The following is a 26,629-nucleotide window of genomic DNA, read 5'->3' on the forward strand; positions in this document are numbered from 1 at the left end:
AGAAGGCCGCAGGTCGACCACGCCGCTCAGCGCCTTCTGTTCGAGCAGAGCCAAAAGCGAACAAGCGACACAGCGCCCCTGAAGTCTCCTCCGGGCCATTCCGGCCGCCTGAGCGCCCCGCTTCCCAGGTCTGCTGTGATTCGGGTTTCTCGGACGCCGTGCGCTTTCGTTTGAGTTGCGCGGGGCGCTGCCCGGCGTCGGAGAAGCGCTCAGGCGGGAAATCGCGGGTTTGGTCTTGGTGGGTGGGTTCTATGGGGATTTGTAGGCTGGGCTGGGCTGGGCTTTGGGCTAACCCTGCCAGGCCGTAGAACGACTCCCGTCTGGCTGGGCGCGGCATTGGCCTGGCTTGTTTCTGGGCGATATGGACGGTGTTTTTCACGAGCCCTCGCCTTTTGAGATTTCGGTGACGTGATCCACACATAACTATGGTGCCGCAGGTGGCTGCAGCTGAGGTGTCGTCAGTCCTATTTGGCGCGTGTGTCATGCTGCGTCTCTTGCCGATCTCGGCGGTGCTCTGGGATGTTGCGCAGGGGCGAAGGTGTCGGTGATCATCAACCGCCCACCGCAGCAGGGGCATGGCAGCGCGAGGACCCTGGGGTGCTGATCGGTGTCGCCTCCATTTGCATCACCGGTGTCGTTTCGGCTCGGCGCTCTGGCCCCGATCAATTCTCTGATCCGGGCGATATTGGCGGCACGGTTGCCATTTCCGTAGAAGCCGTAGTGGCGGATACGGTGCTGGCCTTTGGGCAGGACGTGGATCAGGAACCGGCGGATGAATTCCTCGGTTGCGAACGTCATAGTGGTGTGTCGTCTGGGGCCGTCGACCCTGTAATCCTTCACCTTGAAGGTCACGCTTGCCGCATCGAACCGGACCAGGCGACTGTTGGATGCCGCGATGCGGTGGGTGTAGCGCGACAGGTAGGCCAGCACGGCCTTTGGTCCGGCGAAGGGTTCTTTGGCGTAAACGACCCAATCGATCTTGCGTAGCGTTTGCAGAAATGCCCCAAAGACTGCGGGATCGGCAAGTTTGGCGTGATCGCCGAAAAACTGCAGCTTTCCTGCGCTGTGCAACTTCGCCAGCCCTTCCAAAAGCAGCCGCCGGTAGAGCCGGGACAGAACCCTGACGGAGAGCAAGAAGTTCTTGCGGCAAGTGATCCACTTGGTGCCGTCCGCAGACAGACCGCCGCCCGGCACGATCATGTGGACATGCGGGTGGTGCGTCATTGCGGAGCCCCAGCTGTGCAGTACCGAAGTAATACCGACTCGAGCACCAAGGTGCTTGGGGTCGGCGGCGATTTTGATCACGGTGTCGGCGCTCGCGCGCATTAACAGATTGTAGATCTCGCGTTTGTTCTGGCGGGCGATGTCGGCAATGGGCTTTGGCAACGTGAAGACAAGATGGAAGTACCGCACCGGCAGCAGTTCAGCCTCCGGCGCGGCAAGCCAAGCCTTTGCCGCGCCGGACTGACATTCAGGACAGTGCCGATTGCGGCAGGAATTGTAAGCGATGTGCTCGTGCATGCAGTCTTCGCAGCGTGTCACATGACCGCCAAGTGCCGCTGTGCGGCAGCGTTCAACGGCGCTCGTGACCTTCATCTGATCAAGGCTGATATGGCCTATATTGGCCGCGCGCCACGCCGCACCATGGTCACGGAAGATATCCGCGACTTCCAGGCCTGCCCGTGCCAACGCGGGCTATGGCGCGCCTTTCTTGCCCCTCTTACTTTTGGCTTGGCCAAGATTGTCCAGCGGGCTCTCCACCGCCGAGATCATGCCCGTGGCAACGCTGGCATAGCGCGCCGTCGTAGTCAGCTTGGTGTGTCCGAGCAGAGCTTGGATCACGCGGATATCCACGCCACGTTCCAACAGATGGGTGGCAAACCTGTGCCTCAGAGTGTGCAATGTGACTGGCTTGGTGATGCCCGCCGCCTTTGCGGCCTGCTTGAACAGGCGCGAGATCTGGCGCGGCGACAGGAGCTTGCCGTTATACCCTGGGAAGATCACCCGGTTCGGACCCGCCACGCCCTTGTCCTGACTGGTCGGGGCTTCTTTCCACCACTCGCGCATCAGGCCAAGAATATCAGCGGGCCGCATCACATTGCGATCCTTGCGCCCTTTGGATTGCACGATCCGGGTGATCTTCTGTTCCCCATCGATATCCCCAGCCTGCAGCCTGACCACCTCGCCCGCACGCATCACGCAACCATAGGCAAGCGACAACATCACCCGCGCTTTCAAGCTCGGGGCCATGAGTAGGATCCGTTTGACCTCGTTGCGGCTCAACACCAGCGGGATCTTGACGGGCTCCTTCAGGCTGAAAATCGCCGCCACCAAATCATGCCGCCGCAGGGTTACCCGGAACAGAAACTTCACCCCTGTCATCGTGCGATTGCGCGTGCAGATGCTGGTCCCGGTCTCAATCAGATGCTGCTGGAACTCGCGCACATCATCCGGCTCAGCGGTCTCCGGAGAGCGCTCCAACCACGCCGCGAACCTCTTGCAGGCCCGCAAGTGACCGAGCTGTGACGCGGGGCCAAGATTGCGCGATGTCATATCCGCGATCATGCGTGCACGCAGCGGCGTCATGTTCGTTGTTTGCTGAATGTTCATGGGAATATCCTCTGTCAACCAAGGCAAAATCACCTCGACCAACAGCAAACTTCCAACCCCACAATCCGCGAAACAAATCCCGGCTACGCCCAACCCACGCCAAAAGCACCCCTATCGCGAAGCGTTTTAGTGCGTGGGCCCAGACCTACCGGATGCTGCGTTACGCTTGAATGTCCGCATTCGCACGGTGTTGCTATACCAGATATACCCCATGCGCTTCCCACAACTGCGGCGGCTCTATCTTTTTGGAAAGATGCGTGATCACAGCTTCGGGCACGGCATCTGGTCGATCCCTGTTCTGACGGCGCAGTTTATCTGGGCCCGGTTCGAGATAAACAATCTCCACCCGTGCACCGTAGTCGCGCAGCAACCGCAGAACCTTTGATCGGTTCTGTCGGGTCACGTTGGTCGCGTTCCAAACAAAATCACGCCCGGCTCGCAGGTGCTCTCGCGCCCGTTCATGCGCAGCCTGGATGACCTGGCCCTGATTATCGGTCGCTGAGACGCCGAGCTCGTTTCGGATCACATCAAGGCTGACGACGGGATGTTCCGGGCGGTGCTTGGCGATCCAGGTATCCTTCCCTGACCCAGGGAGGCCGGACATGACGCTAACCGTACATGAGAACACCTCATGAGCCGCGTAGTGCGGGTCTCGGTCTTCCAGTTCGAAGAAAGCAACGCGGCTTTCATCATTTGCGAACGCGAAAGGGTGATCCCAACAGTTGGCCTCCTGAAACGTCAATGCGGCGAGGCTCACACTCTCCAAGATGGATTGCTGGTCTTCACATTTGCGGCCCTTGGCGTCGGCCTTGGCATGAAGGCAAAGGTGATCCGGCCTGCACCGCCATGATGTCTCGATGGCCAAGCGTTGGGGATCAGGCCGTTCGATCAACCAGAATGGAAGCTGGTGGTGGGCAATGAGCCCGCACAGAGCTTCACGCCAGGCAAACGGAGACCCCGCATACCACAGTAGTTCCCGCGCAATGGATGCGCCTAGACGGGAATGACCACGGGAAGATATGCGTCCGTCCTCCTCATGCTTTGTGACGGCAGGCTTGCCGACATCATGCAAGACGGCGGCCCAGAATAAGCTAGTCCGGTCCACATCTGGAAGACCTTGCCAGTCTGGGTCCGCCACCAGAGCCTCGACCACCATTCTTGTGTGCGTCCCGACATCGCCCTCAGCATGATGGATTGGGTCCTGCGGGCAGGTGTCGAGGGTAGCAAGCTCCGGCCAAAGCGACCAAATCTCTCCCCAATCCACCTGCCAGAATGGACTGGAGGGGACCAAGGTCAGCAGGTTTTCATGGGTCACACTGTGTGGGCCAGGCCTACGCATCATAGGCCCCTTCCACACCCAATGTAGGGGCGAAGATATCGACGCCATCAGCCAAGTCATTCGGCAGGATAGGACGGTCGTGCCAATGCCCGTCAGCCGCTTCAATCGCCTGTAGGAAGTCAGCCCGCACGAACTTGAAGCGGTCCTCCACGTGGTCGGTGTTTTCCTGCTTGAGATACAGCCCTTCGGCCAGGTCACTGTCCTCTGTCTGCTGGTCAACCATGTCGGGTCGGCTGCCGGACCGCTCTGCTGCAACTGCCAATGCATCCCGCCAGCCTTCCGATTTGAACGGTGAGGGGCGGGTCAGGCCGACCAGTTGGTCAACGGACCTGATTTCGCCCACATGGACAATCGGCACCGGCATGATCGGCAATCCGGTCAGTAAGGCCCTGCGGGCGGCCGTGCTGAGAAACTGGCCCGAGTCCCGGTCCAGCACATCAAACTCCATGAAGTAATGGGGCAGCCGGTCATAGAACACAGTGTGTTTGGCATACATCCATTCGCCATACATGACGAAACGATGGCCCAGCACCGGGTGCAGGACATGTGCATGGGCCGCAGCCCACGTCTTGAGCAGGGCAAAGTGGCGTTCCCGGCCACCGCCGGTCAGATAATGCCCGCGGCTTTGCAGCAGCAATTCGCCATTCGCATCAAAAGAAACGGCGGAGTTCGCCCCGTCGAGCTTTTCTTCAACAATCAGGGGCTGGTCGGAAAGCTCTTTGATTGGTTTGTCATCCGCCATATCGCCCACCTGAAGGCGCGAGCCTTCAATGTGCCGCGTCCGCGGGTATTTCCGGATATTCATTACAGTCTCACGATGTATCGAGTGGTCACACAAAAACACCCGGTAGAATCTACCAAGGTGTGGGTTTATTTATGTGCGCTGCGATTACATCGGATTTCCGTGGGGCTCGGGGTTGAGACAGGCGACGCGTTTAACGTTGACAAGCGCAAAAATCAACAGCGGACATTCAAAGTCGCTTTCGAATTGTCCGCTTTGCGCCGCAGACCAGACCTTCGATCAAGCTCGACCCATGCCAACGCGGGGATCGCCCGGTGTAAAAGACTGCACTACACCGACTGTGAAATAGATCGAACTGGAGCTATGGACCGATCTGCCAACTCAAGTGCTTATTTCAACTTGAATACAGTGGATTTACAAACTGAGTGGTGAACCGTGGTGCCGCGAGTCAAAGCCTCGGGTGGGGTGCTTTGTGATCAAGAGGCATTCTTTTCGTAAAAAAAGCTATCGATTTTGGTCGCTTCATCGCACCACCTCCAACAAAGAATTGGTCTATGGGTCTCGAAATCCTTTGGATTGAGGGTGTGGCTGCGCTGTGGGTCTTGTGTGCTTCGTTGACGCTCATCGCGCAGAGCAGTTCAGCGTCGTAGCTGGGCCTGCGATTTACCAAAGGTCGTCTGTGAGGCTTTTACGCAATGTCGTTGAACTCAACTGATTGAAGGAGCGAGGACGGTCGCTCAAACGCAGAGAGCGCGCCGTGGGCGCGCCCTCTTTGTGGATCCAGCGGTCTGCTTAGAGTTCGTCAGCAGGGGTGCTTTCGATTTTGGTCCACTTGGTTTCAGCCGTGTTGATGGTGCCCGGCTTGTCCTTCTTGAACAGGTTATGCGCGCCGTCGGAGGAGTTGAGGTAAAGCGTTCCGTCCACGATCGCGAAGAGATCGGGCTGCGTCGGGATCTTCTTGCCCTTGCTGGCGCCCACGGTGCACCAACCGCCGAAGGCCGGGGCGAATTTGGCCGGATCTGCCATGAAGGCCGTCTTGTTTTCCTCGGAAGAGAACTTGTAGAGCGCGCCGTCATGCTCAAGCTTCCACTCTGCGGAGCCTTGCACGGCCATGCCTTTGGTGTGGTAGGCGACGGGATCGTACCCGTTGATCGCGATACCCTTATCGGAATCGGAGATATAAACTTCGTCCGCTGCGAAGGCGCCGGTGGTGGCGACAAGTGCTGCGAGAATGGCGGCTGCTCCGCCTTTGAGAAGAGTGTTCATGTGATGCTCCCAATTGATGGACTTGGATGTTCGCCGCGCTGGCTGTGACTGTTTCCGGCACTGACACCATGAAAGCTGTCGCTCTGACCGCGCATTCTCAAGGGTTGGGCGGTCACGTCTGAGTCACGGATTCGACACTTCGCGTGAGCCAGATTCGGCGCGATAAGTATCTGAGAGAATTTGGAATTCCTTGTTCGAGCGTGGAGGTCGGTGTGTGCCGAACGCGCCAAGTCACGATGGTTGAACACTGGGTTCGGATCCGTGATGGGAAAGGCGGTCAAACAGGGGTTTGTGGTCCCTGAAAGATTGGGGCGCTTGCGCCAAGACTCGCTCTCATCCCCGGTTCTTGAGGCCAGGTTTGCCTCGAGGCGTGTCCAGGGATCCCGGTTGTCCTGAGCTGTGTGTCGCCTTGGCCCCGAAGGCGATAGCCGCGGGGCGCCACCCCCGCTTTGAGTGGGTCTTTGATCCCTGTATTTTGCCTTGATCGGGTTGCATAGATCCACTTGGGGCGATGCGTCTCGCATTCCTGACCCCAAAATACTCAGAATTATCAGTCCTCTAAAAGTGCAGCCCCAGATTTTCCGAAGAAGGTGTTGACCGTTCGATATAGACTGCATGTCCAGTATATACCGAACGGTTTAAACAATCCAAGGAAGCGAGACCAACCCATGTCCACCTTTGAAACACACACTTTCGATACGGCTCCGAAGGCCTCCAAGCCTCTTATCCAGGGCGCGCTGAACGCCTATGGGTTCGTGCCGAACCTGCTGGGAACGATGGCCGAAGCCCCCGCCATGCTTGAGGGCTACATGACGCTGGCCGGCATCTTCGACAAAACCGCTCTGACCGAGACCGAGCGTCAGATCATCCTGATGACCAACAACCGCCTGAACGGGTGCCACTATTGCATGGCGGCGCACACCTCCCTGTCCCAGATGGGCGGCGTCCCTGCCGATGTGATTGATGCGCTGCGCAACGACACTCCCATCGCCGACAGCAAACTCGAAGCCCTGCGCCAGTTCGCAATCACCATCAATGAAAGCCGCGGCTGGCCCACCGAAGCGCAGGTCAGCAGCTTCATCGCCGCGGGTTACAGCCGCCAGACTGTGATCGAGGTGATCCTCGGTACCGCGCTCAAGGTGATGTCGAACTACCCCAACCACGTTGCGGAAACCGAGGTCGATGCGGCCTTTGCCGCCAATGCCTGGACGCCCTCTGCGGCCCACGCGGCAGAGTAATTCCCCTGCGGATCGCGAGGCTCCTCCCGCTCGCGCTCCGCACCGACCGGGCGGGTCCGTGTTCCTCCCTCCACGGACCCGCCAAGACCCAACCCCTCAAGGACCGAACCATGAAACTCTCTTCTTCTTTCCTGACGAGCGCTGCGGCTGAGGCCTTCGTAATCCTGCCGCTGGTCAGCTTCGCGCAAGACGCCAACCCCTATGGCGGCTTCAAGGTGCCGCCCTTGCAGGTCTCGTCAGAGTTCCCCTATGACCACAAGTTCATCGAGTTCCTCGGGTCCCAAATGGCCTATGTGGATGAAGGGGAGGGGGACCCGATCCTCTTTCTGCACGGCCAGCCGACCTCGTCCTATCTTTGGCGGAACGTCATGCCGTTCGTCGAAGGCGATGGCAGGATCATCGCGCCCGACAATATCGGCTTCGGCAAGTCCGATCAGCCCGAGCTCGATTACACCTTCGGTGACCACTACGCCTATTTCGAGGCGTTCGTAACCGCGCTGGAGCTCGAGAACATCACGCTCGTGGTGCATGACTGGGGCTCTGGTCTGGGCCTGCACTACGCCGCGCAAAACCCCGACAAGATCAAGGGGATCGTGACGATGGAGTCCATCCTCGCACCCCTGATCCCGGCCGCAAGCTATGAGGCGATGCCCGAGGATCTGGCGAATTTCTTCCGGACGGTGCGTGACCCTGAAACCGGTCGGAAACTCCTGATCGAGGACAACTTCTTTGTGGAAGGCGCGTTGCCGGGCTTCATTGTGCGCCCCTTGGCCGAAGAGGCGCTCGACGTCTACCGCGCCCCGTTCCTGACCGAGGCGTCGCGCATTCAGGTCAACCAATGGCCGAATGAGATGCCCATTGGTGGCGACCCTGCTGCGACGACCGAAATCGTGGCGAACTACAACGCGTTTCTGGAAGGCACCGACATCCCCTGGCTGTTCCTCTACGCGACGCCGGGTGCCCTGAACACGCCCGAGGTGGCCGATTACTGGGCCGCGCGCGCGCAGAACATCGAGACGGTCTATATCGGCCATGGTCTGCACTACGTTCAGGAAGACAGCCCCTATGCCATTGGCCGGGCGATCTCTGACTGGATGCGCCGGAACATCGACTGATCGACCGGGTCTCGCGGGTCACATGGCGCGCGGGACCCGCCCCTCGCACCGCATCTGCCCCCAGCATCGGAGACTGTCATGAGCTGCATCGAAGCTCTTCTTGTCACCAAAGGTCATGTCCTTGAGCGCGAGCCGTTCTTTCGGATGATCGACGCGCTGACGCGCCCGGATGCCGAGACACACATCACCTGGACACATGTGGAGCAACCTGCGGTCGAGGCCCTCCTCGATGTCGAGCGGGCCGCGCGCTACGACACCATCGTCTGGTACGACATGCCCGGTGTGACCTTCACCCAGGGGGAGCCGCCTTTTCCCCAAAATGACCGACCGAGGCCTACAAGCAGGGGTTCCTGTCGCTGCTCGACGCGGGCTAGCCGATGGTCTTTCTGCACCACACGATCGCCTCTTGGCCCAGTTGGCCCGAATATGCCGAGCTGATCGGGGGGCGCTTTCATTTTCTGCCGGGCGAGCTGGATGGCCGGTCCTATCCAGGCTCAGGTTACCGGTTCAACGTGCGGCAAACCGTGACGGTTGAGAGCCCGGGCCCTCCCATCGTGGATGGGATCGCGCCGGTCTTCGACCTTCGGGATGAGGCCTATCTGATGCCGGTCTTGGGGGATCGCGTGAGGCCCCTCTTGCGCAGCAACTACGATTTCGTTGCGGAGAATTTCCACCATGGGGGCGTCGATTTCAAAACCCATCCGCGCGGCTCGAACCTTGTGGGCTGGACCAAGATGGCGCGGAATACGCCGATTGCCTATCTCGCCCATGGTCATGGGCCGTAGGTCTATACGGATCCGAACTATATCCGCCTGATCGCGAATGCGGTGAAATGGGCGGCCTCGGACACGCCGCACATCTGAATGTGGAACTGCCCCCGAAACCACCGGGGGCATTCGCGTGCCTGACTGCCCACCGTGCTTAGTCTAGCTGGCAACCTCGATGACGGGGTGCGATCCGTCCCAATCCGCAGCCGCGTTTTGCACCCTGCGAATACGCCCTGCATGGATCGGATCGCCCGCATCGGACGTCTCGAAAGTCACGGGCGTATCTGCGGTCCGGGTCGCCCAATAGCTCAACCTGATCCCGCTTTTGGCCAGCACGCCCTGCTGGGCGATCTGCAGCCCCTCTGCGCTGAGGCGGGCTGCGCGGGTGTCATAGTCCACCTTGGTCACCCAGGACGAGACGTGGTGAAAGCCCGTTGCAGCTTCCTCACGTGACGCATCCAGATAGAGACTGGCCAGGTCGTCATGCTGTTCAATCAGCTCCACCTGAAGCGTGTCGGAAACAGCCAGGGCGATCGAGATGACGGGGGACGGCAGGTCGCGTCCCTCAAACTGGTACGTCGCAAACCGAAGGCGCCGCATCACGCAGAACGGACCGACGCCCAGGGTTTCAGCCCAGTGCTGCATTGCGGAGTCGATATCGGGAACCACAAAGGCCAGTTGGCGGATCTCGCCAAAGCGGATGCTCATGCCGCACTTCTCGGGGTTCGGAGGGGTCCTATCGCGGGGCCACCCGCCGCTTACTTCTGGATCATGTTCTCATTGCCATGGGTGTCGCCGCCCTTGGTCGCCGGTTGCAAATGGACGTCTGTGTAATGTGGCACCTGATAGCCACGCTGCATTGCGGGGCGGGCCTCCACCTGATCCAGCCAGCGCTGCAGATTGGGCAGATCCTCGATCTCGACACCGGCCCAATTGTGAATGCGCGCCCAGGACCAGTTGGCGATGTCGGCAATGGAGAAGTCCCCGGCGAGGTACTCATGCTCGGCCAGACGGGTGTCGAGCACCGTCAGCAGACGCTTCGTTTCGTTCTGATAGCGGTCGATGGCGGCCGGGATCTTCTGCGGGAAGTAGCGGTAGAAGACATTCGCCTGACCCTGCATCGGGCCGAGACCGCCCATCTGGAACATCAGCCATTGCAGCACCTCCGAACGCCCCTTGGGGTCCTTCGGGAGGAGGCGTTCGGTCTTCTCCGCCAGATAGATCATGATCGCACCGGACTCGAAGACGGTGAACCCGTCGGCCTCATGATCCACGATGGCCGGGATGCGTCCATTGGGGTTGATGGCCAGGAAGTCCGGCTCTTTTTGGATATTCGTGGTGATGTCGATGGGCTTGACGGTGTAGTCGAGGCCCAGCTCTTCCAGAGTGGCGGAGGCCTTCCAGCCATTCGGGGTCGTCCAGGTGTAGAGGTCAATCATTGCTTCGATCCAATTACTGGGAGGGGGAGGGCGCCGTCACCGGCTCCACTTGATCGAGCAACCCATGCTCGGGATTTGCTTTGCGGGTCCCTGACCCGTCTCCGCGATCTGCCGCGCGGCGTTCAGCAATTCCGGCACCCGTTTCGCCGGCTTGCCCATGGCGGCGCTGTCGAGACGCCCGCGGTACTGCAATGTCCCTTCCTTGTTCAGGCCAAAGAAATCCGGGGTGCAGACCGCCCCAAAGGCTTTGCCGACGGCCTGATCGTGGTCGACCAGATAGAGGAACGGAAAATCGTAGTGCTTGGCGAAGTGCTTCATGTTCTCAGGGCTGTCCTGAGACACGACGCGGTAGTCATTCGACATCACCGCCACAAAGCCGATGCCTTCCTCCATCAGGGTTCTGGCATCCTGCGCCAGCCGGTCGGCAATGGCCTGCACGTAGGGGCAGTGATTGCAGATGAAGGCAATCATCAGCCCTTTCTCGCCGAGATGCTTGGACATGGTGAAGGGGGTGCCGTCAGGATCTGACAGCGTGAAGTCCGGGGCCTTCCAGCCAAAGTCACAGTCGGGGGTATCGAGCAGCATGTGTCATCCTTCCGGTGTGGGTCGGTGCGCGCCGAGACGACTCAGGTCGTCCGGAGCGCTTCATACCGGAAGAATGCCCTGTTTAAACCGATCGGTCAACACTATGGAAGCTGGCTAGGCCGCGATGCTCGCAATCGCTTCTTTCTTGATGGTGTTCAGGCTCGAATGAGAAAACACGCCCCGGGCCAGAACCCGCAGACCGACAATCTGCGACAGCAAGGACTTCGCCGTCTCGCTTGGGTCGAGATCGGCAAGGATGCTGCCTTTCGCCTGACCTGCGACGATGCTGCGTTCCAGAAATGCCTCCATATCCGTGAAGGATTGAGAGATGATCTCGCGCACATCCTCCGTATGGTTCGGCAGTTCGAGCGCGGTGTTCACCAGAAAGCACCCCCGTTTTTCATCATCAGCAAGGCTTTCTGCCACCAAAGCTTCGAACAGCATGGTGATTGAATCGAGCGGGTCATCCATCTGTTCGAGCTTCCTGAGCGTTGCCTGCTGATTGTCGCGGTTGTATTTCGAGACGGCGCTGAGGAAGAGCTCATGCTTGCCGCCATAGGCGTTGTAGAGGCTGCCCTTGTTGATGTTCATCGCCTTCGTCAGATCGGTGATCGACGTGGCCTCGTAGCCCTTCGACCAGAACGCCCGCATGGCGTCGCCGAGGGCGACATCGGTATCGAAATCTTTCTTCCAGGGCATAGGGCACCTCGTTACTAGCCCCTACTATCTAGACTTTCTATACCGGTCGGTCAATATTCGGTCGGAAGAGCCTTGGGAGAAGAATGATGAAGCCAGCCACACTCGCCTTTGATGTCTACGGGACGCTGATCAACCCGCTCGCCATGGCCGCGCCCTTGGCCGAGATTGCCGGCGACAAGGCTGGCGCGCTTGCAAAGCTTTGGCGCGAAACACAACTGGCTTACTCCTTTCGTCGGGCCGCGATGGGGGCCTATGCGCCCTTCTCTCAGGTGACGGAGGAGGCGTTGGACTATGCCTTGGACGCGATTGGCATTCAGGCAACCTCAGCGGAAAAGGCCGCATTGCTCGCGCAATACACGCGCCTGCCCGCCTTTGACGAAGTGCCGGAGGCGCTCGCGGCATTGGCCAAGATCGGGCACAAGATGCACGCCTTCTCCAACGGGACGCTCGAGGATATCGGAACCCTGATGGACACGGCTGGCTTGTCCACATTTCTGGGCGACCCGGTGAGCGTTGCGGGGGTGCAGAGTTTCAAGCCAGATCCGCGCGTCTATGCCTTGTTCGAAGAAAAGACTGCCGCCGAGGCCCGGAGCGTCTGGCTCCTCTCCAGCAATCCGTTCGACATCATCGGCGCGGGGCAGGCCGGGTGGAACACCATCTGGGTGCAGCGCAGCCCGGAGATCCCCTTTGACCCCTGGGGAAAGCGGCCCACCCATATCGTGTCAGACCTGAGCGAGGTTGCAGCCCTGATCGGCTAGGGCATCCAACGCGCCAGTCTCGGCCGCAATCTCATGTCCAAGGGCGCGCCGACGCAGGGCGCGGACATGATAGCGACCTAGAAACCGCCGCCGCAGCAATGGTAGTTTCCAACAATGGTCTTCGTTTTTGACAGTTTCGAGCTCGATGAACCCCGCATGGAACTGCGGCGCGATGGTATGGTCGTGCATCTGGAGCCAAAAACGTTCGAGCTTTTGCGGTTCCTTGTTGCCAATGGGGACAGGGTCGTCTCGAAGGACGAGATCTTTGAGGCTATCTGGCCGGATGTGTTTGTCACCGAAGCCTCCCTCAGCGCTGCGATCAAGAACAGCCGCAAGGCGCTTGGCGATACGGGGGAGGCGCAGCGCCTTATCCGCACCGTGCGAGGGCACGGCTATCGCTTTGTTGGGGAGTTGACGGCCTCGCCAGACCCCATGCCAGCGCGCGCGATCGCCGAGCCACCTCCGGATCCGCAAGTCGCGCCGACAGAGGGTGGCCAACCGGTCATCGCGGTGCTGCCGTTTCACCTGATCGAGACGGATCCGCGGCATGGCGCCATCGCGGACGGGATCGCGGCGGAGCTGATCACCTCGATCTCCCGCCTGCGCGTCTTCAAGACGATTGCGCGCGGTTCCAGCTTCCGCTTTCGCGAGACCTCCCCCGATTTTATCGAGATCCGCACCGCTCTGGGCGCAGGCTACGTGCTGTGCGGCTCCGTGGAGCTCTTTGGCGCGCGCCTGACCATCTCCGTCGAATTGGTGGAGACCGCCAGCAGCGCGGTCATCTGGGCGGAGACCTATACAAGCGCGTTGGACGGTGTCTTCGGCATTCGCGAAGACATTGTCCGGGAAGCCTGCAATGCCGTCGAAACTCATGTACCCCGGGCCGAGGCGGAACGGCTGAGCCGGGTGCCGACCTCCAATCTGGACGCCTGGGGCCATTATCACCTCGGGATGAGCAATGCGTTCCGCTTTCGCGGCCGGAATGTCGCTCTCGCCCGGCACAACATGGAGAGCGCGGTCGCGCTCGATCCGGAATTCGCGCGCGCCCAGAGTGCGCTGGCCTATCTGCATCTGGAGGAGGTCAATCTTTTCCTCAGCGAGGATCGGTCGAACACCCGGAAGAAGAGCCTCGCGCTCGCGGAAAAGGGTATCGAAATCGACCCCCATGATCCGTTCTGCAATCTCGTATTGGGGCGCGCGAATTGGGTGTCCGGTGACATTGATGCGGCCACTGGCTGGCTCGACAGATCCGTGAAGCTCAACCGCAACTATGCCTTCGGGCATTATGATCTCGGCAAGCTCAGCGCCATTCAGTGCCATGGCGATGTGGCCGACAAGCTGGCCTCCACCGCCTTGTCCCTGAGCCCACTGGACCCCCATGTCCCAGGGATGCTGAGCACCCGGGCCTTGGCGGCCTTTGTTCAGGATGATGGCGCCAAGACCCTCGACTTTGCCGATGCCTCGCTGCGCAGTCCGAACCCGAACCCCTATGTCACCGTCATGGCCGCGGGCCTCTTCGCGGCTTATGGAGAGATGGACCGGGCGCAGCACGCGGTCCGTAAAACCGAAAGCTTCCGGAGCGGCTTTGAGCTGAAGCATTTCTGGAGCCTGTTCACCCTGGCCGACCAGAAACGGCAGGCGGTGCTCGCCCGTGCCTTTGACCGGATCGGCATGATCTAGCGTGTGGGCCCGCGAAGGGGGCGCCAGCCTGGAACAGCCCCGCGGGCCTTCGGACGGGCGCGCCATAGATCCCCCGCGCCCCTGCGCGGACCGCTTGCACTTTTAAGTCATCTCGAACAGGTTAACCGGACGTCTGTCCGTCTGATTGTGAGTTCGTGATCCGTGATGCGCGCCTATGCGATTGTAGCTGTTGTTCTGGGGGGCATCCTTGCGCTGGGCGCGGCGTTGTTCCTGCAAGAGCGTGCGAAAATCGCAGAGACAGAGGCGTTCTCGGCCCCCGGGCTTGATCCACTCACGATCGAGGCCGCGCGCGAAGAGTTCTGGCGCCTGACGCCCGCGCTGCTGCTCGTCGTCTACGAGGCGTTTGGCGAGACGCAGGAGGACGCGATCTATGACACGCTGGCCCGCGTCACCCATGGGGAAGCTCTCGAATACCTCTATCTCGAGCGTGTCGGCGCCATGAAGGGCGGCGGTCTTGAGGAGGTCGATCAGACGATCCACGAGATCAAGCTCCTGAACACGCAAGTCTCGCGCGTCGAGACCGCGCTTGAGATCGATGCCGCCTGGCAGGTGATCGGAACCGTTGGCCATGCGGAGCATCTGCATGTGCGCGGCAATACCTACAGCGCTGATCTCACGGTATCGCCGGTGGAGGGCGCTTGGCGGATCACCGATTTCGAGCTCCTTGAGGTCAGTCGCGAGGCCGCGGGCGAGGTTTTTGCCGCCCCGCAGACAAACTGATGGTGCGGATCGAGGATCTCACCTTCGGCTATGGCGCCGACGGGTTTCGGTTGCGAGTGCCCGAATTCTCGCTGGAAGATGGGGCGCGGGTCGCCGTGGTCGGCCCGAGTGGCAGTGGCAAGACGACACTTCTGAACCTGATCGCGGGGATCCTGACGCCGGAGACGGGGCGCATCGATGTGGCGGGTTCCGAGATCTCGCGTCTGTCGGATGCGGCGCGCCGCCGGTTTCGCGCGAGCCAGATCGGGTTCGTGTTTCAGGATTTCGCGCTGCTCGAGTATCTCTCGGCGCGCCAGAACATCTATTACCCTTATCGGATCACGCCCGCCCTGACCCTCGATGTCGAGGCGCGGGACCGGGCCGAAGCGCTCGCCGCCGCCTGCGGGATCGGGGACAAGCTCGACCGGCATCCCTCGGCCCTCAGTCAGGGGGAGCAGCAGCGCGTCGCGATCTGCCGGGCGCTCGTGACGCAACCGAAGCTGATCCTGTCTGACGAGGCGACGGGCAATCTCGACCCCGAGAGTAAGGCGCGCATTCTGGATCTGCTCTTTGACCGGGCGGCGGAGGCGGGGGCGGCGGTCCTCGCGGTGACCCATGACCACGAGTTGCTGCCGCGCTTCGAACGGGTGCTGGATTTCGCGCAGTTCCGCGAAGGCGCAGGGTCATGAACGCGCTCTATCTGGCCTTCGCCTACCTGCGTTTTCATTGGGCACGCAGCCTCGTGCTGGTTCTGGTCGCGGCGCTGATCATGTTCGTGCCGGTGGCGACGCAGACCCTGCTGTCGACCAGCGAACGTGCCCTGATCGCGCGGGGCGAGGCAACCCCGCTCTTGCTGGGCAGCCGGGGCTCGCAGCTCGATCTGACCATGGCCGCGCTCTATTTCTCCGAGGAGAGGCCGGAACCCGTGGCCATGCGCGAGGTCGAAACCGTCTGGGAGAGTGGCCTTGGCATCCCGATCCCGGTGCATACGGCGTTCTCCTCCAGCGGGTTTCGCATCGTGGGGACGACACTCGACTATTTCGAGTTCCGCGAACTGACGCCTGTCCGGGGGCGGGGGCTCTCGCTTCTGGGGGATGCGGTGATCGGGGCGGAGGTCGCGACCGCGCTGGGCAAAGACGTGGGCGATACGCTCGTCTCGGCGCCTGAGAACCTCTTTGATCTTGATGGGGTCTATCCGCTGGAAATGCCGATTGTCGGCGTGCTCGCGCCCACGAACACACCCGATGATCAGGCGATATTCGTGGACATCAAAACCGCTTGGGTCATCCAGGGCATCGGGCATGGCCATGAGGATGTGGTCACGGCGGCTGACATCGCGGCGGGGACCGATGCGCTCGCCAATGCGGCGGTCGTGCAGTACCAGCGCATCACCGAAGACAATATCGAGAGCTTCCATTTCCACGGCGATCAGAACGGTTTTCCGGCCTCGGCGGTGATCGTTGTGCCCAATGACACGAGGTCCAGCACCATTCTGCGGGGCCGGTATCTCGACGGCGAGAGCCCCATCCAGCTCATCGAGCCCGCAGGGGTGATCCAGGGGCTCGTCGACCGGATTTTTCGCATCAAGGCGCTGCTCGATCTCGTCACGGCGATCATCGCGGTGGCAGCCGTCGCGGCGGTTGGGCTTGCTGTCTTTCTGAGCTTCCGGCTGCGGGCCCGGGAAATAGCAACTGCCGTGAAATTGGGCGCCCAGAAGGGCATGGTTTTGCGCCTCTTGGCGGCGGAAACCGTTACGCTACTGTTGGTCTCAGGAAGTATTGCTGCCTTGGGTGCCGCCATCGTAACGCGCAATGCAGAGGCCTGGGTGGGCTGGCTGCTGGCCCTTGGGTCGTAGAAAAAACAGGAGGTTTCATGAAACGTCATAGTCTCGCCGCGTCGCTTGTCGCGCTCGTCACCGCTGCACCGGCTGTGGCCCATTACGGCATGATCATTCCGAGCGATCCGATGATCTCACAGGAGGATGGACGCAGCGTGGCGCTGACCATGTCCTTCTCTCACCCGTTCGAGTTGGACGGCATGGTGCTGGAGACGCCGGTGGCGTTCTCGGTCACCCATGAGGGGGCAAAGACCGACCTTCTGGGCAGCCTAATGGATGCCACGGTGATGGGGAAGCAGGGCTACACGCTCGACTACCCGCTGGAGCGCCCGGGCACCTATATCTTCGCCATGGAGCCACAGCCCTATTGGGAGCCCGCGGAAGACGCCTTCATCATCCACTACACCAAGACCTATGTGACGGCTTATGGCGATGACGAGGGCTGGGATACGGAGCTTGGCCTGAAGACCGAGATTGTGCCCCTGTCGAAGCCCTTCGGCCTGTGGGAGCACAATGTGTTCCAGGGGATCGTCAAGATGGACGGGGTCGCCGTGCCCTATGCCGAGGTCGAGGTGGAGTTCTTCAACGAGGCTGCGGGCGCGACCGCACCCGACGATCTGATGATCACCCAGACCGTGAAGGCCGATGCGGCCGGTGTCTTCACCTATGCGCCGCCTTCCGATGGCTGGTGGGGCTTCGCAGCGCTCAACACCGCGGATTACACCCTGCCTCAGGATGGCGAGGAAAAAGCCGTGGAGCTGGGCGCGGTGATCTGGGTGCATTTCGAAGACTGGACCGGTCAGTGATCCGCACCCTTGCCCTGTGCTTCTGTGCGATCGCCACGCCCTTCGGAGTGGCGGCGCACCAGCTCGTGGTTTTCGCCTCGGTGGATTGTAAAGCCGTCACGGTCGAGGCGAAGTTTTCCAATGGCCGCGTGACCCAGAAGGGCGATGTGCGCGTGCTGGATGGTGCGAATAACCTGCTCACGACCTTGCAGCTTCAAAGCGACGGAACCGCGACTGTCCCGCTCGACAGCGTGGACCATTCCGCTGGCTTGCTGATCGAAGTCGATACGGGCAGCCACGACAGTTACTGGATCGTCACGCCCGAGGATATCGCGCGGAAATGCGGGAGTTGAGCGTGTTGCGGCGGTTTGTACATGGATTGACCCTCGGCCTGGCCCTGCTGGTGGCCTCTGCGGCTACGGCTCAGGACCGGCCGCGCGTGGTCGCGGTCAATCAGGTGCTCCATGACTTCGCGGCGCAGCTGCTGGACGGCGCGGCGGAGGTCGTCTTCCCGGTGCCCGAGGGTGTGGACCCCTCTTTCTGGCGCCCCTCCATCGCGGATATCAGCCAAATCCAGTCCGCTGATCTGATCCTCCTGAACGGCGCCGGTTTCGCCAGCTGGATCGATCGCGTGTCGCTGCCACGCTCCCGCCTCGTGAACACCAGCGCGGGGATCAGGGACCGGTTCATCGTGACCGAAAGCATCACCCATAGCCATGGGGACGGTGGCGAACATTCCCATGAGGGGCTCGCGTCCTACACCTGGCTGGATCCGACGCTCGCCAGTGCTCAGGCCGAGGCGATTGCCGCCGCACTTGCCATCCGCGGCCTCGCCAAACCGGAGGAGGTCTATCCGCGGCTGGCCGAGCTCACGGCGGAGCTGACAGCGCTCGACACCATGGCGCGCGAGGCCCTGAGCGCAGCACAGGGCGCCACCATCGTCGCGACCCACCCACGGTATCAATATCTTGCCCGGCGCTATGACTTGTTGATCACGTCGCTGGAATGGGAGGCAGGCGCGATGCCGACGCCAGACGACCTGGCGGAGCTGGAACGTCTGGCCCCTCAGGACGGTGGCGTCCTGATCTGGGAGGCCGAGCCCCCGCGCGCGGCGATCGACGCGACGGACGCGCTTGGCTTGCGCAGTGTTGTTTTCGCGCCTTGGGCGCGCGCGGGTGGGGATGGCAGCTTTGTGGACGCTTACTCCAACGCCGTGCAGGCCATTGCCGGTGCGGCGGGTGAAGGGCCCAACTGAGCATCTCTGCAGCGGCATCAGGCTCTGACCCTTGGTGAAAGAGCCTGCGCGCCCATCGCGATACGGGTCTCTGGCGGATCCGCTCGGCGCTGGGCGCTCAACCCGCCTCCCAAGGCGGACGGCGCCCGATCCGCTCCAGCAGAAAGTCCATGAAGGCGCGGACCTTGGGCGACAGGACATTCGCCTGCGGATAGATCAGCCAGAGCCCGGTTTCCTCGGCGAGCGCATAGTCCGGCAGAACGCGCACAAGCCGCCCGGCCTTGAGGTCTTCATAGATGCTCCAGAGCGCGTTGGCCGCGATCCCGGCGCCCGCCATCGTGGCCAGCCGGTGGCTTTGCCCATCATCGAAGATCATCTGGCAATTGGCGCCGCTCGTGTCAAAGAGCGCCTCCTGTCCCTGCGCAGTGATCAGCCCCCTTGGCTTGCGGTCGCGAAAGGCGATAACCGCGTGCTGGGCCAGATCCTCCGGGGTCTCGGGGGTGCCGTGCTGCGCGAGGTAGTCCGGCGCGGCAGCCAGTACCCGCAGATCGGCGGCCAGCTTGCGCCCCTTCAGCGTGGTATCGGCCAGCGCCGCAGCGCGCAGGGCCAGATCAAAACTGCCTTCGATCAGGTTGAACTGTGAATCCGAGAATTTCAGGTCGAGCGCGAGCCGCGGATGCCGGGACAGGAAGTCCGGCAAGAGCGGCACGATATAGGTTTGAGCAAAGCTGCTCGGCGCGGCAAAGCGCAAGGTCCCGGTGATCTCGGAACTGCCCTGACCCAAGGCCGCGCGGCCCGCATTCTCCTGGGCGAGGATCTCCTGCGCGAAGGGCAGAAACTCAGCTCCTTCTGTTGAAAGCGCCACCTTGCGCGTGGAGCGATGCAGCAGATCCGCGCCCAGGGTCTTCTCGAGCTTGGCGAGTTTGGCCGTCGCCACCGCCGGCGCCATGCCGAGATCCCGCCCGGCTGCGCTGATGTTCAGCTTTTCCGCGGCCAACACAAAGAGGCGGAGGGCAACTGTGTCCATTATTTCCAAAACCTGAATTCAGAAGCGCTATTCGGAGCGTTTATTTAGGGAATGCCAGTTGGCATGTCTAGTCGTGACCGAACACCCCTGATCGAACATGCTCAAGAAAGGGCACATGCCATGGCTTATTACTCTGTTCTCGCCGTCACCCCCAGCACCGATGCCTGGATCCCGGATTACCTGCCGACCGCCAACAAGCTGGTGGCCAAGCATGGGGGCAAGTACCTCGCCCGGACCGCAGATCATGAGCAGGTGGAAGGGTCCGATGCACCCGCCGCGCTGCGGATCATTCTGGAATGGCCTTCCAAGGAAGCGGCGGTCAATTTCATGAATGACCCGGAATACAAGCCCCATTTAGAGGCGCGCACGGCAGGCTCCGAGAGCTTCCATTTCCTGATCGACGCCAAGGACGATCTGGCCTGATCACGGGCCTCGGCCCGCTCCCATGCGGGCCGGGCTCTCACGCTTCTGGAGACGGATATGCAGACCGGCACAGTGAACTACCATTTCAAGACCGATGCCCGGCAGGCCTATGTCATCGACGCGGGCGGTGTGACGGGGGAGCTCGTCTCGCCGCCCCATGACGTGCGCCGGATCTCGGTGCGGGACATCAAAGCCAAGGAGGCGGAGGTCAGCTTTGCCAGAGACGGCGTGGCGTTCCGCGAAGCACCTTCCGTCGAGCAGGTATTTGGCGAAGATCGCGCCTGGGTCGCGGGTTATGACCAGGAGCTGACGCACCTGCTCGCCGCAGAGTTGGGGGCGCGGGAATGTGTGATCTTCGACCACACCGTGCGGGAGGATGATCCCGACGCCACCCGCCGTCCGGCCCGGAATGTGCATAGCGATTACAGCCCCCAGGGGGCGCAGCAGCGCCTGATCGATGTGTTGGGCGCAGAGCGAGCGGCGGAATGGCGCAAGGGGCGCTTCGGCTTCGTCAATGTCTGGCGACCGGTGGGCCAGCCGATCAATTCCGCCCCGTTGGGCTTCGTGCGCCCCGCCTCCACCACCCCGGAGGACTGGATCCTGATCGACCTGATCTACCCGGATCGGCGCGGGCATATCATGGGGCTGGTGGCCAGCGACGCGCATGAATGGGTCTACGCGTCGAAAATGACCCCGAACGAGGTCGCGATCTTCAACATCTATGACAGTGCGGGCTTGCCCTCGGTCGGTCACAGCGCCATCGATCTGGTGGAAGATCCCTCGGCCCACACCATCCGCAAGAGTATCGAGTCCAGAACTCTGGTGCGGTACTGAACGGGTCGCGCGTGCATTCGAACTCGAGGTGTTTTTGATGAGCGGAGGGGGGCTGCCAGTTTTGGCGAGGCTTCTCTAGGGGGGTGCGCCCGACGCGGCCCCCCCTGCATCTGGAGATTGCCGAAGCTGTGGATTGGTCTCGATTATCCCGTACCCAGTGGATTAGGCTGAAATCAGGACGCTGACCGCTCTGTTGCGCGCGGTCTCATTGCCAATCCAGGGGGCCGCCATGACATCCTTTCGTTTTCAAACCACCCGCTCCGTCCTGTCGGAGGTTGGCGCCACGGGCCAGATCGGCGCGATCCTTGCCGCGCGGGGCTGCCGCAAGGTGGCTTTCGTCACCGATGAAATGATCCTCAAGCTCGGGCTTGCCGACGCCGCGCTGGATGGGTTCAAAGCCGCGGGGCTGGAGGTCTGGATCTTCTCCGAGGTCAAGCCGGATCCGCCCGAAGCGATGATCCTCGACGCGGTCGCCCAGGCCCGCGCGCAGGATGTGGATTGCGTGGTCTCCGTGGGCGGTGGGTCCTCGCTGGATACGGCCAAGCTGATCTCGATCCTGCTCAACACCGACCAGCCACTCGGCGAGATGTATGGGGTGGATCTGGTGCGCGGGGACCGGCTGCCGCTCATCCTCGCCCCGACCACGGCGGGCACCGGGTCCGAGGTGACGCCGATCTCCATCGTGACCACCGGAACCAACGAGAAGAAGGGCGTCGTCGCCCCGCAGCTTCTGCCCGATTGGGCGATCCTCGATGCGGAGCTGACCGTAGGCCTGCCCGCTGCGGTGACCGCAGCCACGGGGATCGATGCGATGGTCCACGCGATCGAGGCCTTCACGTCAAAGCGGCTGAAGAATGTCGTCTCTGACTGCTTGGCCAAGCAGGCGCTGGAGCTTTTGGGGGCCAATATCCGCACCGCCTGTACGACCCCGGGCGATCGCGCGGCGCGGAGCGATATGTTGCTGGGCTCCATGCTCGCCGGGATGGCCTTCACCAACGCGCCCGTGGCCGCAGTCCATGCGTTGGCCTATCCGCTGGGCGGGCATTTCCACGTGCCGCACGGGCTCTCCAACGCGTTGGTTCTGCCATATGTGCTGGAGTTCAACATGCCGGAGGCCGCGCCCTTGTATGCAGAGCTCGCGCCGATCATTTTCCCCGAGCTTGCGGGCAAAACCGCGACCGCCCGGGCCGAGGGCATGGTCGCCGGACTCAAGGCGCTTGGACCGGAGCTGGGCATGCAGAGCAAGCTGTCGGAGGTGGGCGTGAGCCACAATCACCTGCCGATGCTGGCCGAGGACGCCATGAAACAGGAACGCCTGCTGATCAACAATCCGCGCGAGATGACCCTAGAGGCCGCGCAGTCAATCTACGCCCAAGCCTTGTAGTGCCGTGGGGCGCTCCCAAAGGTTTGACGCGGCGCCCCCTATCCGCGCCGGGGCTGCCTTTGCTAGGCTCGGGGTCACCCTGAACAGAGCCCTGTGAGCAAGACAATGACCGACGAGACCCCCCTTGAACGCGCACGCAAGCGCAGCCTGCATGGACGCCAGCAGGATGAAGGGGTGCTCGTCATCCGCTCCGTCGCCATGCCCGCCGACACCAACCCGGCGGGGGATGTCTTTGGCGGCTGGATCATGTCGCAGATGGATCTGGCGGCGGGAAACATGGCGGGACGTGTCTCCCAGGGGCGGGGCGCGACCGTCGCCGTGGAGGCGATGCAGTTCCTCCATCCGGTGAAGGTCGGGGATGAGGTAACGCTCTATGCCACGCTCAAGGAAGTGGGGCGGACCTCCATGCGGATCCATGTGGATGTCTGGGCGCGGCCCCGTTTCGGCAAGGAGGCCACCAAGGTGACCGCCGCAGATTTTGTCTTTGTCGCTCTGGATGAGGACGGAAAGCCGCGAAAGCTGCCCGACGCCTCGTGACATGTCGCGACCCTCGTGTCGCTTTCTGCAAGGATTCTTCGCATCCCTGAACGTCGCCCCCGGGCGCGCTTCCTAGGCTCGAGCCGCGTGGAACAGAGGACGCGGATCATGAGCATACAGTCGAAACCAGGCCGGAGCCGCGCGGGCGGGCGGGCGGCGCGGCGCAGCCTGCGGGCGGCGCGGGACTTCCGGATGCTGCCGGGGCTAACCCGGAACATTCCGATCTGCGAGGTGATGGACGGCGAAGGGGTCGAGAAGATCGACGCCGCCTCCATGGACATTCTCGAGACGGTCGGCGTGCAGTTCCGCGATCCAATCGCGCTGGAGGATTGGCGCAAGGCCGGGGCGAAGGTCGAGGACGAGATGGTCTATCTCGACCGGGGGCTGGTGCGGGACTTGATTGCGACCATTCCGGCGGACTTCACCTATTCGGCCCGCAATCCGGAGAACAACCTGAGGCTCGGTGGACCCCACGCGATGTTCGTGCCGATGACCGGCGCGCCCTATATCCGCGATCTGGACAATATCCGGCGCAACCCGACACTCGAGGATCTCGCGAATTTCCACAAGCTGAGCCATATGCTGCCGGCGATGCACTCGACGGCGCATCACATCGTCGAGCCCTATGATCACCCGATCAGCCACCGGCATCTGCGCATCACCTATTCCTCGATGAAGCATTCGGACAAGACCTTCATGGGCATGACGACCAGCCCGAAGAATGCCGAGGATGTCATGGAGATGTGCGCGATCCTCTTTGGCGAGAGCTTCATGGAGCAGCACCCGGTCACCACGGGCAACTGCAACGGTAATTCGCCACTTGTGTGGGACGAAACCATGCTCGGGGCCATGCGCGCGTTCTGCCGGCGGAACCAGCCGGTGCTCTGCTCGCCTTTCGTGCTGGGCGGGGCGAACACGCCCGCCAGCGTGCCGGCGACGGTGGCGCAGCTCAATGCCGAGGCGCTTTCGGCGCTGGCCTATACCCAAGTGATCCGGCGCGGCTGCCCGGCGATCTATGGGCACTACCTGTCGACCGTGTCGATGAAATCCGGGGCGCCCATGGCGGGCACGCCCGAGATCAGCCTGATGAACTTCATGATCGGCCAGATGGCGCGCCATTACGGCGTGCCCTGGCGGACCTCGAACACATTGGGCGGGGCCAAGACCTTTGACGCGCAGGCGGGCTACGAGTCTGCGACGACCCTGTCGGCGGTGATGCATGCGGGGGCCAACTACATCTGGCATTCCGCGGGCTGGAACGAGGCGGGGATGCACTGCTCCATGGCCAAGTTCGTCGTGGATGCCGAGCAATGCGCCATGGCCTACAAGATGGCCCAGGGCGTGACATGGGATGATTTCGATGCCGCCACCGCAGCGATCCGCGATGTGGGGCCGGGCGGGCATTATCTCGGCCATGCCCATACGCAGGAGAACTTCCAGACGGCGTTCTTCATGCCGGAGCTTTTCGACAATAACGCGATTGAGCAATGGGCTGCCGAGGGCTCGGTGGAGATCACCGAACGGGCCCTTGCGGTCGCGCGTGGTCTTCTGGCGGACTACCAAGAGCCGGTTCTGGACGTGGCCAAGAACGAGGAGCTTCTGGAGTTCGTCGCCCGTCGCGAGCGTGAGATCCCGGCAGCGGATGCACTCAATCAGGATCACTGAGGCGCGCACCCGCGCGTCTCTGGACATGAAAAAGGGGCCCTTGGGCCCCTTTCTCGTGGATTGGTCAGAGGTTCATTCCGCCGCGCTGGAAGCGGCCTTGTGATCCATCTCATGATTGTCAGTCAGCTGGATCGAGCCTTCCTTGATCCGGAGCCCATCGCGATAGACCGCCTTGCCGAGGGACAGGCACATCAGCACCATGACCATGGTGAAGGGCAGGGCGCCGATGATCATGGCACTGCGCAGGGAATCGAGCGGATCGGCGGAGGCCCCCACCTTGCCCGCGATGATCAGCGCGCCGATCACCGAGGTCAGGATCACGCCCCAGATGATGCGATGCAGGATCCCGGTCTGCTGCTCGCCGCCGGACATGATCGTGTTCATCACGAGGATGCCTGAGTCTGCCGAAGTCACGAGGAAGGTCAGGATCAGCACGACGCACATCACCACCATCGCATTGAAGAAGCCGCCCGACAGGATGTTCTCCAGCGCGGCAAAAAGCTTGGCGGTGGTGGAGGCGTCCACGATGGACGGGTCCGCGAGGCCCGCGACCTCGATATCCACGGCTGTGCCGCCGAGGATGGTCATCCAGGCGAAACAAACGAAAGCCGGGGCAAAGACGCAGCCGAGGATGAATTCCCGCACGGAGCGACCCCGCGAGATGCGCGCAAGGAAGAGCCCCACGAAGGGCGAGAAGGAGATCCACCAGGCCCAGTAGAAGGTCGTCCACCCTGCCTGCCAGTTGAAGAGACGGCCTTGCGTACCAGCCTCATAGGCGGCGGCAACAGTTTCCGGCGGCAGCTCGGCCGCGGCTCCGGTCAAGCCTTCCTGAAACCCGGCGAGACTGCCCCAGGCATTGGTTGCCCCACCATAGAGATCCGCCGCCAGAGGGGCGGCATCGGCCGGCAGGTTGGCCGCGAAGCTGTCCTCGCCGAGCGGGCTATAGGCCTCGAAAGAGAGGGCCAGGAAGTTGATCACATAATCGATGAAGGCCGTCACATAGGTCGACATCGCAAAGAGGAAGGAGCCGAAGATCACGAAGGTCCCCAGCAGGCAGAGCGACAGGACCATGTTGAGGTTCGACAGGTATTTCACACCCCGTCCCACGCCTGATACCGCCGACAGGATCGACAGCCCCATGATCACCACCAGTGCCACCAGCAGACCTGCAAGGCTCGGCACCATGGCACCATCCACCTCGGACATCAGCCAGTCCATCTTTGTGACCGTGAACATGCCGTCGACGAACTGCGACACGCCAAACCCGATGGTCACCGAGACCCCCAGGATCGTCGCCACAACGCCCAGCACATCCACCAGATGCCCGACAAACCCGTTCGCAAAGCGCCCCAGGATCGGCGTCAGGGCCGAGCGGATCGTCAGGGGCATGTCACGGGTATAGGCGTAATAGGCCAGCGACAGACCGGTCACCACATAGATCGCCCAGGCATGGAAACCGTAATGCAGGAAGGTGTAGCGGAACGCGCTCTCAACCGCGTCCTCGGTCCCCCCGGCGACCTCCCCGGCCACCACGACCGGGTTCGATGTCCAGAGCCCCATGGGCTCCGCCGTGGCATAGACCATGAGCCCCACGCCCAGACCCGCGCCGAACATCATCGAAAACCACGAGAAGGTGCTGAATTCCGGCGCCTCCCCCGGTTTGCCCAGCTTGCGCCGCCCGACGCTGGGGATCAGCGCGATACCGGCCAGAAAGAAGAAAAAGAGACCCACAACGATGATGTAGAACGTGTTGAATCCCTCCAGAAGCGTCCAGTTCACGCTGGAGAGCGTGGTATTGGCGCTGAGCGGAAAGAGCAGTGCCCAGAGGACGAGCGCCACCATGATGGACTTGCTGCCGACGGCGATGGCCAGACTGTGGCCCTCATAGAAGCCCTGTGGCTGTGTGTTGATGTCCACTTCCGTGAACGGCGGTTTTACTGACATA

At 61.9% G+C, this 26,629-nt stretch carries 27 protein-coding genes; 16 read left to right on the forward strand and 11 right to left on the reverse strand.

What is annotated here, in order from left to right; all coding sequences use genetic code 11:
* Nucleotides 1-480: 480 nt before the first annotated feature.
* The 5 genes from ACP153_RS20370 to ACP153_RS20390 all read right to left on the reverse strand — a co-directional run bounded on the left by ACP153_RS20370 (nt 481) and on the right by ACP153_RS20390 (nt 5,957).
* The gene (locus ACP153_RS20370) at nt 481-1,689 is read right to left on the reverse strand and encodes an IS91 family transposase (RefSeq protein ID WP_424972062.1); all 1,209 of its coding nucleotides are present in this window, start codon (nt 1,687-1,689) and stop codon (nt 481-483) included.
* 6 nt (nt 1,690-1,695) lie between these two features.
* The gene (locus tag ACP153_RS20375) at nt 1,696-2,610 is read right to left on the reverse strand and encodes a tyrosine-type recombinase/integrase (RefSeq protein WP_424972061.1); all 915 of its coding nucleotides are present in this window, start codon (nt 2,608-2,610) and stop codon (nt 1,696-1,698) included.
* 193 nt (nt 2,611-2,803) lie between these two features.
* On the reverse strand, nt 2,804-3,925 hold the full coding sequence (locus ACP153_RS20380) for an AAA family ATPase (protein ID WP_424972854.1): 1,122 nt from the start codon (nt 3,923-3,925) through the stop codon (nt 2,804-2,806).
* A gap of 16 nt (nt 3,926-3,941) precedes the next feature.
* Entirely contained in the window at nt 3,942-4,754 is an 813-nt protein-coding gene (locus ACP153_RS20385) for an RNA ligase family protein (protein WP_424972855.1), read from the reverse strand.
* Nucleotides 4,755-5,483: 729 nt separating this feature from the next.
* Nucleotides 5,484-5,957, reverse strand: a complete 474-nt coding sequence (locus tag ACP153_RS20390) for a YHS domain-containing (seleno)protein (protein ID WP_424972856.1) — start codon at nt 5,955-5,957, stop codon at nt 5,484-5,486.
* A 668-nt stretch (nt 5,958-6,625) separates the two neighbouring features.
* On the opposite strand from ACP153_RS20390, the gene ACP153_RS20395 reads away from it, so the two are divergent.
* The 3 genes from ACP153_RS20395 (at nt 6,626) to ACP153_RS20405 (ending at nt 9,095) form a co-directional block, all read left to right on the forward strand.
* Nucleotides 6,626-7,195: a carboxymuconolactone decarboxylase family protein gene (locus ACP153_RS20395; protein WP_424972857.1), complete on the forward strand. Its 570-nt coding sequence runs from the start codon at nt 6,626-6,628 to the stop codon at nt 7,193-7,195.
* 110 nt (nt 7,196-7,305) lie between these two features.
* The gene (locus tag ACP153_RS20400) at nt 7,306-8,310 is read left to right on the forward strand and encodes a haloalkane dehalogenase (protein ID WP_424972858.1); all 1,005 of its coding nucleotides are present in this window, start codon (nt 7,306-7,308) and stop codon (nt 8,308-8,310) included.
* 377 nt (nt 8,311-8,687) lie between these two features.
* Nucleotides 8,688-9,095 carry a hypothetical protein gene (locus ACP153_RS20405; RefSeq protein WP_424972859.1) on the forward strand — a complete coding sequence of 136 codons (408 nt, stop codon included), beginning with the start codon at nt 8,688-8,690 and terminating at the stop codon, nt 9,093-9,095.
* Nucleotides 9,096-9,236: 141 nt separating this feature from the next.
* Here the strand turns inward: ACP153_RS20405 and ACP153_RS20410 are convergent, their stop codons facing one another.
* The 4 genes from ACP153_RS20410 to ACP153_RS20425 all read right to left on the reverse strand — a co-directional run bounded on the left by ACP153_RS20410 (nt 9,237) and on the right by ACP153_RS20425 (nt 11,800).
* Nucleotides 9,237-9,785 (reverse strand): VOC family protein, encoded by a 549-nt coding sequence (locus ACP153_RS20410; protein ID WP_424972860.1) that lies wholly within the window; start codon nt 9,783-9,785, stop codon nt 9,237-9,239.
* A 50-nt stretch (nt 9,786-9,835) separates the two neighbouring features.
* The gene (locus ACP153_RS20415) at nt 9,836-10,516 is read right to left on the reverse strand and encodes a glutathione S-transferase family protein (RefSeq protein WP_424972861.1); all 681 of its coding nucleotides are present in this window, start codon (nt 10,514-10,516) and stop codon (nt 9,836-9,838) included.
* 36 nt (nt 10,517-10,552) lie between these two features.
* Nucleotides 10,553-11,101 (reverse strand): thioredoxin family protein, encoded by a 549-nt coding sequence (locus ACP153_RS20420; RefSeq protein WP_424972862.1) that lies wholly within the window; start codon nt 11,099-11,101, stop codon nt 10,553-10,555.
* Between the two features lie 114 nt (nt 11,102-11,215).
* Nucleotides 11,216-11,800 carry a TetR/AcrR family transcriptional regulator gene (locus ACP153_RS20425; RefSeq protein ID WP_424972863.1) on the reverse strand — a complete coding sequence of 195 codons (585 nt, stop codon included), beginning with the start codon at nt 11,798-11,800 and terminating at the stop codon, nt 11,216-11,218.
* 86 nt (nt 11,801-11,886) lie between these two features.
* On the opposite strand from ACP153_RS20425, the gene ACP153_RS20430 reads away from it, so the two are divergent.
* From ACP153_RS20430 to ACP153_RS20465, 8 genes are all read left to right on the forward strand, one after another.
* Complete coding sequence (locus tag ACP153_RS20430; protein WP_424972864.1) at nt 11,887-12,558, forward strand: haloacid dehalogenase type II; 672 nt, start codon at nt 11,887-11,889, stop codon at nt 12,556-12,558.
* A gap of 114 nt (nt 12,559-12,672) precedes the next feature.
* Nucleotides 12,673-14,238, forward strand: coding sequence for a winged helix-turn-helix domain-containing protein (locus tag ACP153_RS20435; protein WP_424972865.1), 1,566 nt, complete (start codon nt 12,673-12,675; stop codon nt 14,236-14,238).
* Nucleotides 14,239-14,400: 162 nt separating this feature from the next.
* The gene (locus ACP153_RS20440; RefSeq protein ID WP_424972866.1) at nt 14,401-14,979 is read left to right on the forward strand and encodes a hypothetical protein; all 579 of its coding nucleotides are present in this window, start codon (nt 14,401-14,403) and stop codon (nt 14,977-14,979) included.
* Nucleotides 14,979-15,647 (forward strand): ABC transporter ATP-binding protein, encoded by a 669-nt coding sequence (locus ACP153_RS20445; RefSeq protein ID WP_424972867.1) that lies wholly within the window; start codon nt 14,979-14,981, stop codon nt 15,645-15,647. Before ACP153_RS20440 ends, ACP153_RS20445 begins: the two co-directional genes overlap by 1 nt.
* Entirely contained in the window at nt 15,644-16,813 is a 1,170-nt protein-coding gene (locus tag ACP153_RS20450; RefSeq protein WP_424972868.1) for an ABC transporter permease, read from the forward strand. Before ACP153_RS20445 ends, ACP153_RS20450 begins: the two co-directional genes overlap by 4 nt.
* A 17-nt stretch (nt 16,814-16,830) precedes the next feature.
* A complete protein-coding gene (locus ACP153_RS20455; RefSeq protein ID WP_424972869.1) occupies nt 16,831-17,601 on the forward strand; it encodes a DUF4198 domain-containing protein in 771 nt (256 codons plus the stop codon).
* The gene (locus ACP153_RS20460; protein WP_424972870.1) at nt 17,598-17,933 is read left to right on the forward strand and encodes a hypothetical protein; all 336 of its coding nucleotides are present in this window, start codon (nt 17,598-17,600) and stop codon (nt 17,931-17,933) included. The genes ACP153_RS20455 and ACP153_RS20460 overlap by 4 nt, the downstream gene beginning before the upstream one ends.
* Before the next feature lie 26 nt (nt 17,934-17,959).
* Nucleotides 17,960-18,835, forward strand: coding sequence for a metal ABC transporter substrate-binding protein (locus tag ACP153_RS20465; protein WP_424972871.1), 876 nt, complete (start codon nt 17,960-17,962; stop codon nt 18,833-18,835).
* A 97-nt stretch (nt 18,836-18,932) separates the two neighbouring features.
* On the opposite strand, the gene ACP153_RS20470 is transcribed toward ACP153_RS20465, so the two are convergent.
* Nucleotides 18,933-19,841, reverse strand: coding sequence for a LysR family transcriptional regulator (locus ACP153_RS20470; RefSeq protein WP_424972872.1), 909 nt, complete (start codon nt 19,839-19,841; stop codon nt 18,933-18,935).
* Between the two features lie 120 nt (nt 19,842-19,961).
* Here ACP153_RS20470 and ACP153_RS20475 point away from each other — a divergent pair, with 120 nt between their 5' ends.
* From ACP153_RS20475 to ACP153_RS20495, 5 genes are all read left to right on the forward strand, one after another.
* Nucleotides 19,962-20,264 carry a DUF1330 domain-containing protein gene (locus tag ACP153_RS20475; protein WP_424972873.1) on the forward strand — a complete coding sequence of 101 codons (303 nt, stop codon included), beginning with the start codon at nt 19,962-19,964 and terminating at the stop codon, nt 20,262-20,264.
* 57 nt (nt 20,265-20,321) lie between these two features.
* Nucleotides 20,322-21,098 (forward strand): CmcJ/NvfI family oxidoreductase, encoded by a 777-nt coding sequence (locus ACP153_RS20480; protein ID WP_424972874.1) that lies wholly within the window; start codon nt 20,322-20,324, stop codon nt 21,096-21,098.
* Nucleotides 21,099-21,327: 229 nt separating this feature from the next.
* Nucleotides 21,328-22,482 carry an iron-containing alcohol dehydrogenase gene (locus ACP153_RS20485; RefSeq protein ID WP_424972875.1) on the forward strand — a complete coding sequence of 385 codons (1,155 nt, stop codon included), beginning with the start codon at nt 21,328-21,330 and terminating at the stop codon, nt 22,480-22,482.
* A gap of 105 nt (nt 22,483-22,587) precedes the next feature.
* Entirely contained in the window at nt 22,588-23,019 is a 432-nt protein-coding gene (locus ACP153_RS20490) for an acyl-CoA thioesterase (protein WP_424972876.1), read from the forward strand.
* Between the two features lie 108 nt (nt 23,020-23,127).
* Nucleotides 23,128-24,684 (forward strand): trimethylamine methyltransferase family protein, encoded by a 1,557-nt coding sequence (locus ACP153_RS20495; protein ID WP_424972877.1) that lies wholly within the window; start codon nt 23,128-23,130, stop codon nt 24,682-24,684.
* A gap of 72 nt (nt 24,685-24,756) precedes the next feature.
* On the opposite strand, the gene ACP153_RS20500 is transcribed toward ACP153_RS20495, so the two are convergent.
* On the reverse strand, nt 24,757-26,628 hold the full coding sequence (locus tag ACP153_RS20500; protein ID WP_424972878.1) for a BCCT family transporter: 1,872 nt from the start codon (nt 26,626-26,628) through the stop codon (nt 24,757-24,759).
* Between the last annotated feature and the right edge of the window lies 1 nt (nt 26,629).

Origin of the sequence: Dinoroseobacter sp. S76 (assembly GCF_049801095.1) — a bacterium.
GTDB lineage: Bacteria > Pseudomonadota > Alphaproteobacteria > Rhodobacterales > Rhodobacteraceae > Dinoroseobacter.

Bases quoted from the DNA above. Each gene is read 5' to 3' on its own strand.
- ACP153_RS20375 (WP_424972061.1), bottom strand. From the start codon at position 2,610: ATGAACATTCAGCAAACAACGAACATGACGCCGCTGCGTGCACGCATG.
- ACP153_RS20385 (WP_424972855.1), bottom strand. From the start codon at position 4,754: ATGAATATCCGGAAATACCCGCGGACGCGGCACATTGAAGGCTCGCGC.
- ACP153_RS20390 (WP_424972856.1), bottom strand. From the start codon at position 5,957: ATGAACACTCTTCTCAAAGGCGGAGCAGCCGCCATTCTCGCAGCACTT.
- ACP153_RS20395 (WP_424972857.1), top strand. From the start codon at position 6,626: ATGTCCACCTTTGAAACACACACTTTCGATACGGCTCCGAAGGCCTCC.
- ACP153_RS20400 (WP_424972858.1), top strand. From the start codon at position 7,306: ATGAAACTCTCTTCTTCTTTCCTGACGAGCGCTGCGGCTGAGGCCTTC.
- ACP153_RS20405 (WP_424972859.1), top strand. From the start codon at position 8,688: ATGGTCTTTCTGCACCACACGATCGCCTCTTGGCCCAGTTGGCCCGAA.
- ACP153_RS20410 (WP_424972860.1), bottom strand. From the start codon at position 9,785: ATGAGCATCCGCTTTGGCGAGATCCGCCAACTGGCCTTTGTGGTTCCC.
- ACP153_RS20415 (WP_424972861.1), bottom strand. From the start codon at position 10,516: ATGATTGACCTCTACACCTGGACGACCCCGAATGGCTGGAAGGCCTCC.
- ACP153_RS20420 (WP_424972862.1), bottom strand. From the start codon at position 11,101: ATGCTGCTCGATACCCCCGACTGTGACTTTGGCTGGAAGGCCCCGGAC.
- ACP153_RS20425 (WP_424972863.1), bottom strand. From the start codon at position 11,800: ATGCCCTGGAAGAAAGATTTCGATACCGATGTCGCCCTCGGCGACGCC.
- ACP153_RS20430 (WP_424972864.1), top strand. From the start codon at position 11,887: ATGAAGCCAGCCACACTCGCCTTTGATGTCTACGGGACGCTGATCAAC.
- ACP153_RS20435 (WP_424972865.1), top strand. From the start codon at position 12,673: ATGGTCTTCGTTTTTGACAGTTTCGAGCTCGATGAACCCCGCATGGAA.
- ACP153_RS20445 (WP_424972867.1), top strand. From the start codon at position 14,979: ATGGTGCGGATCGAGGATCTCACCTTCGGCTATGGCGCCGACGGGTTT.
- ACP153_RS20450 (WP_424972868.1), top strand. From the start codon at position 15,644: ATGAACGCGCTCTATCTGGCCTTCGCCTACCTGCGTTTTCATTGGGCA.
- ACP153_RS20455 (WP_424972869.1), top strand. From the start codon at position 16,831: ATGAAACGTCATAGTCTCGCCGCGTCGCTTGTCGCGCTCGTCACCGCT.
- ACP153_RS20470 (WP_424972872.1), bottom strand. From the start codon at position 19,841: ATGGACACAGTTGCCCTCCGCCTCTTTGTGTTGGCCGCGGAAAAGCTG.
- ACP153_RS20475 (WP_424972873.1), top strand. From the start codon at position 19,962: ATGGCTTATTACTCTGTTCTCGCCGTCACCCCCAGCACCGATGCCTGG.
- ACP153_RS20480 (WP_424972874.1), top strand. From the start codon at position 20,322: ATGCAGACCGGCACAGTGAACTACCATTTCAAGACCGATGCCCGGCAG.
- ACP153_RS20485 (WP_424972875.1), top strand. From the start codon at position 21,328: ATGACATCCTTTCGTTTTCAAACCACCCGCTCCGTCCTGTCGGAGGTT.
- ACP153_RS20490 (WP_424972876.1), top strand. From the start codon at position 22,588: ATGACCGACGAGACCCCCCTTGAACGCGCACGCAAGCGCAGCCTGCAT.
- ACP153_RS20495 (WP_424972877.1), top strand. From the start codon at position 23,128: ATGAGCATACAGTCGAAACCAGGCCGGAGCCGCGCGGGCGGGCGGGCG.
- ACP153_RS20500 (WP_424972878.1), bottom strand. From the start codon at position 26,628: ATGTCAGTAAAACCGCCGTTCACGGAAGTGGACATCAACACACAGCCA.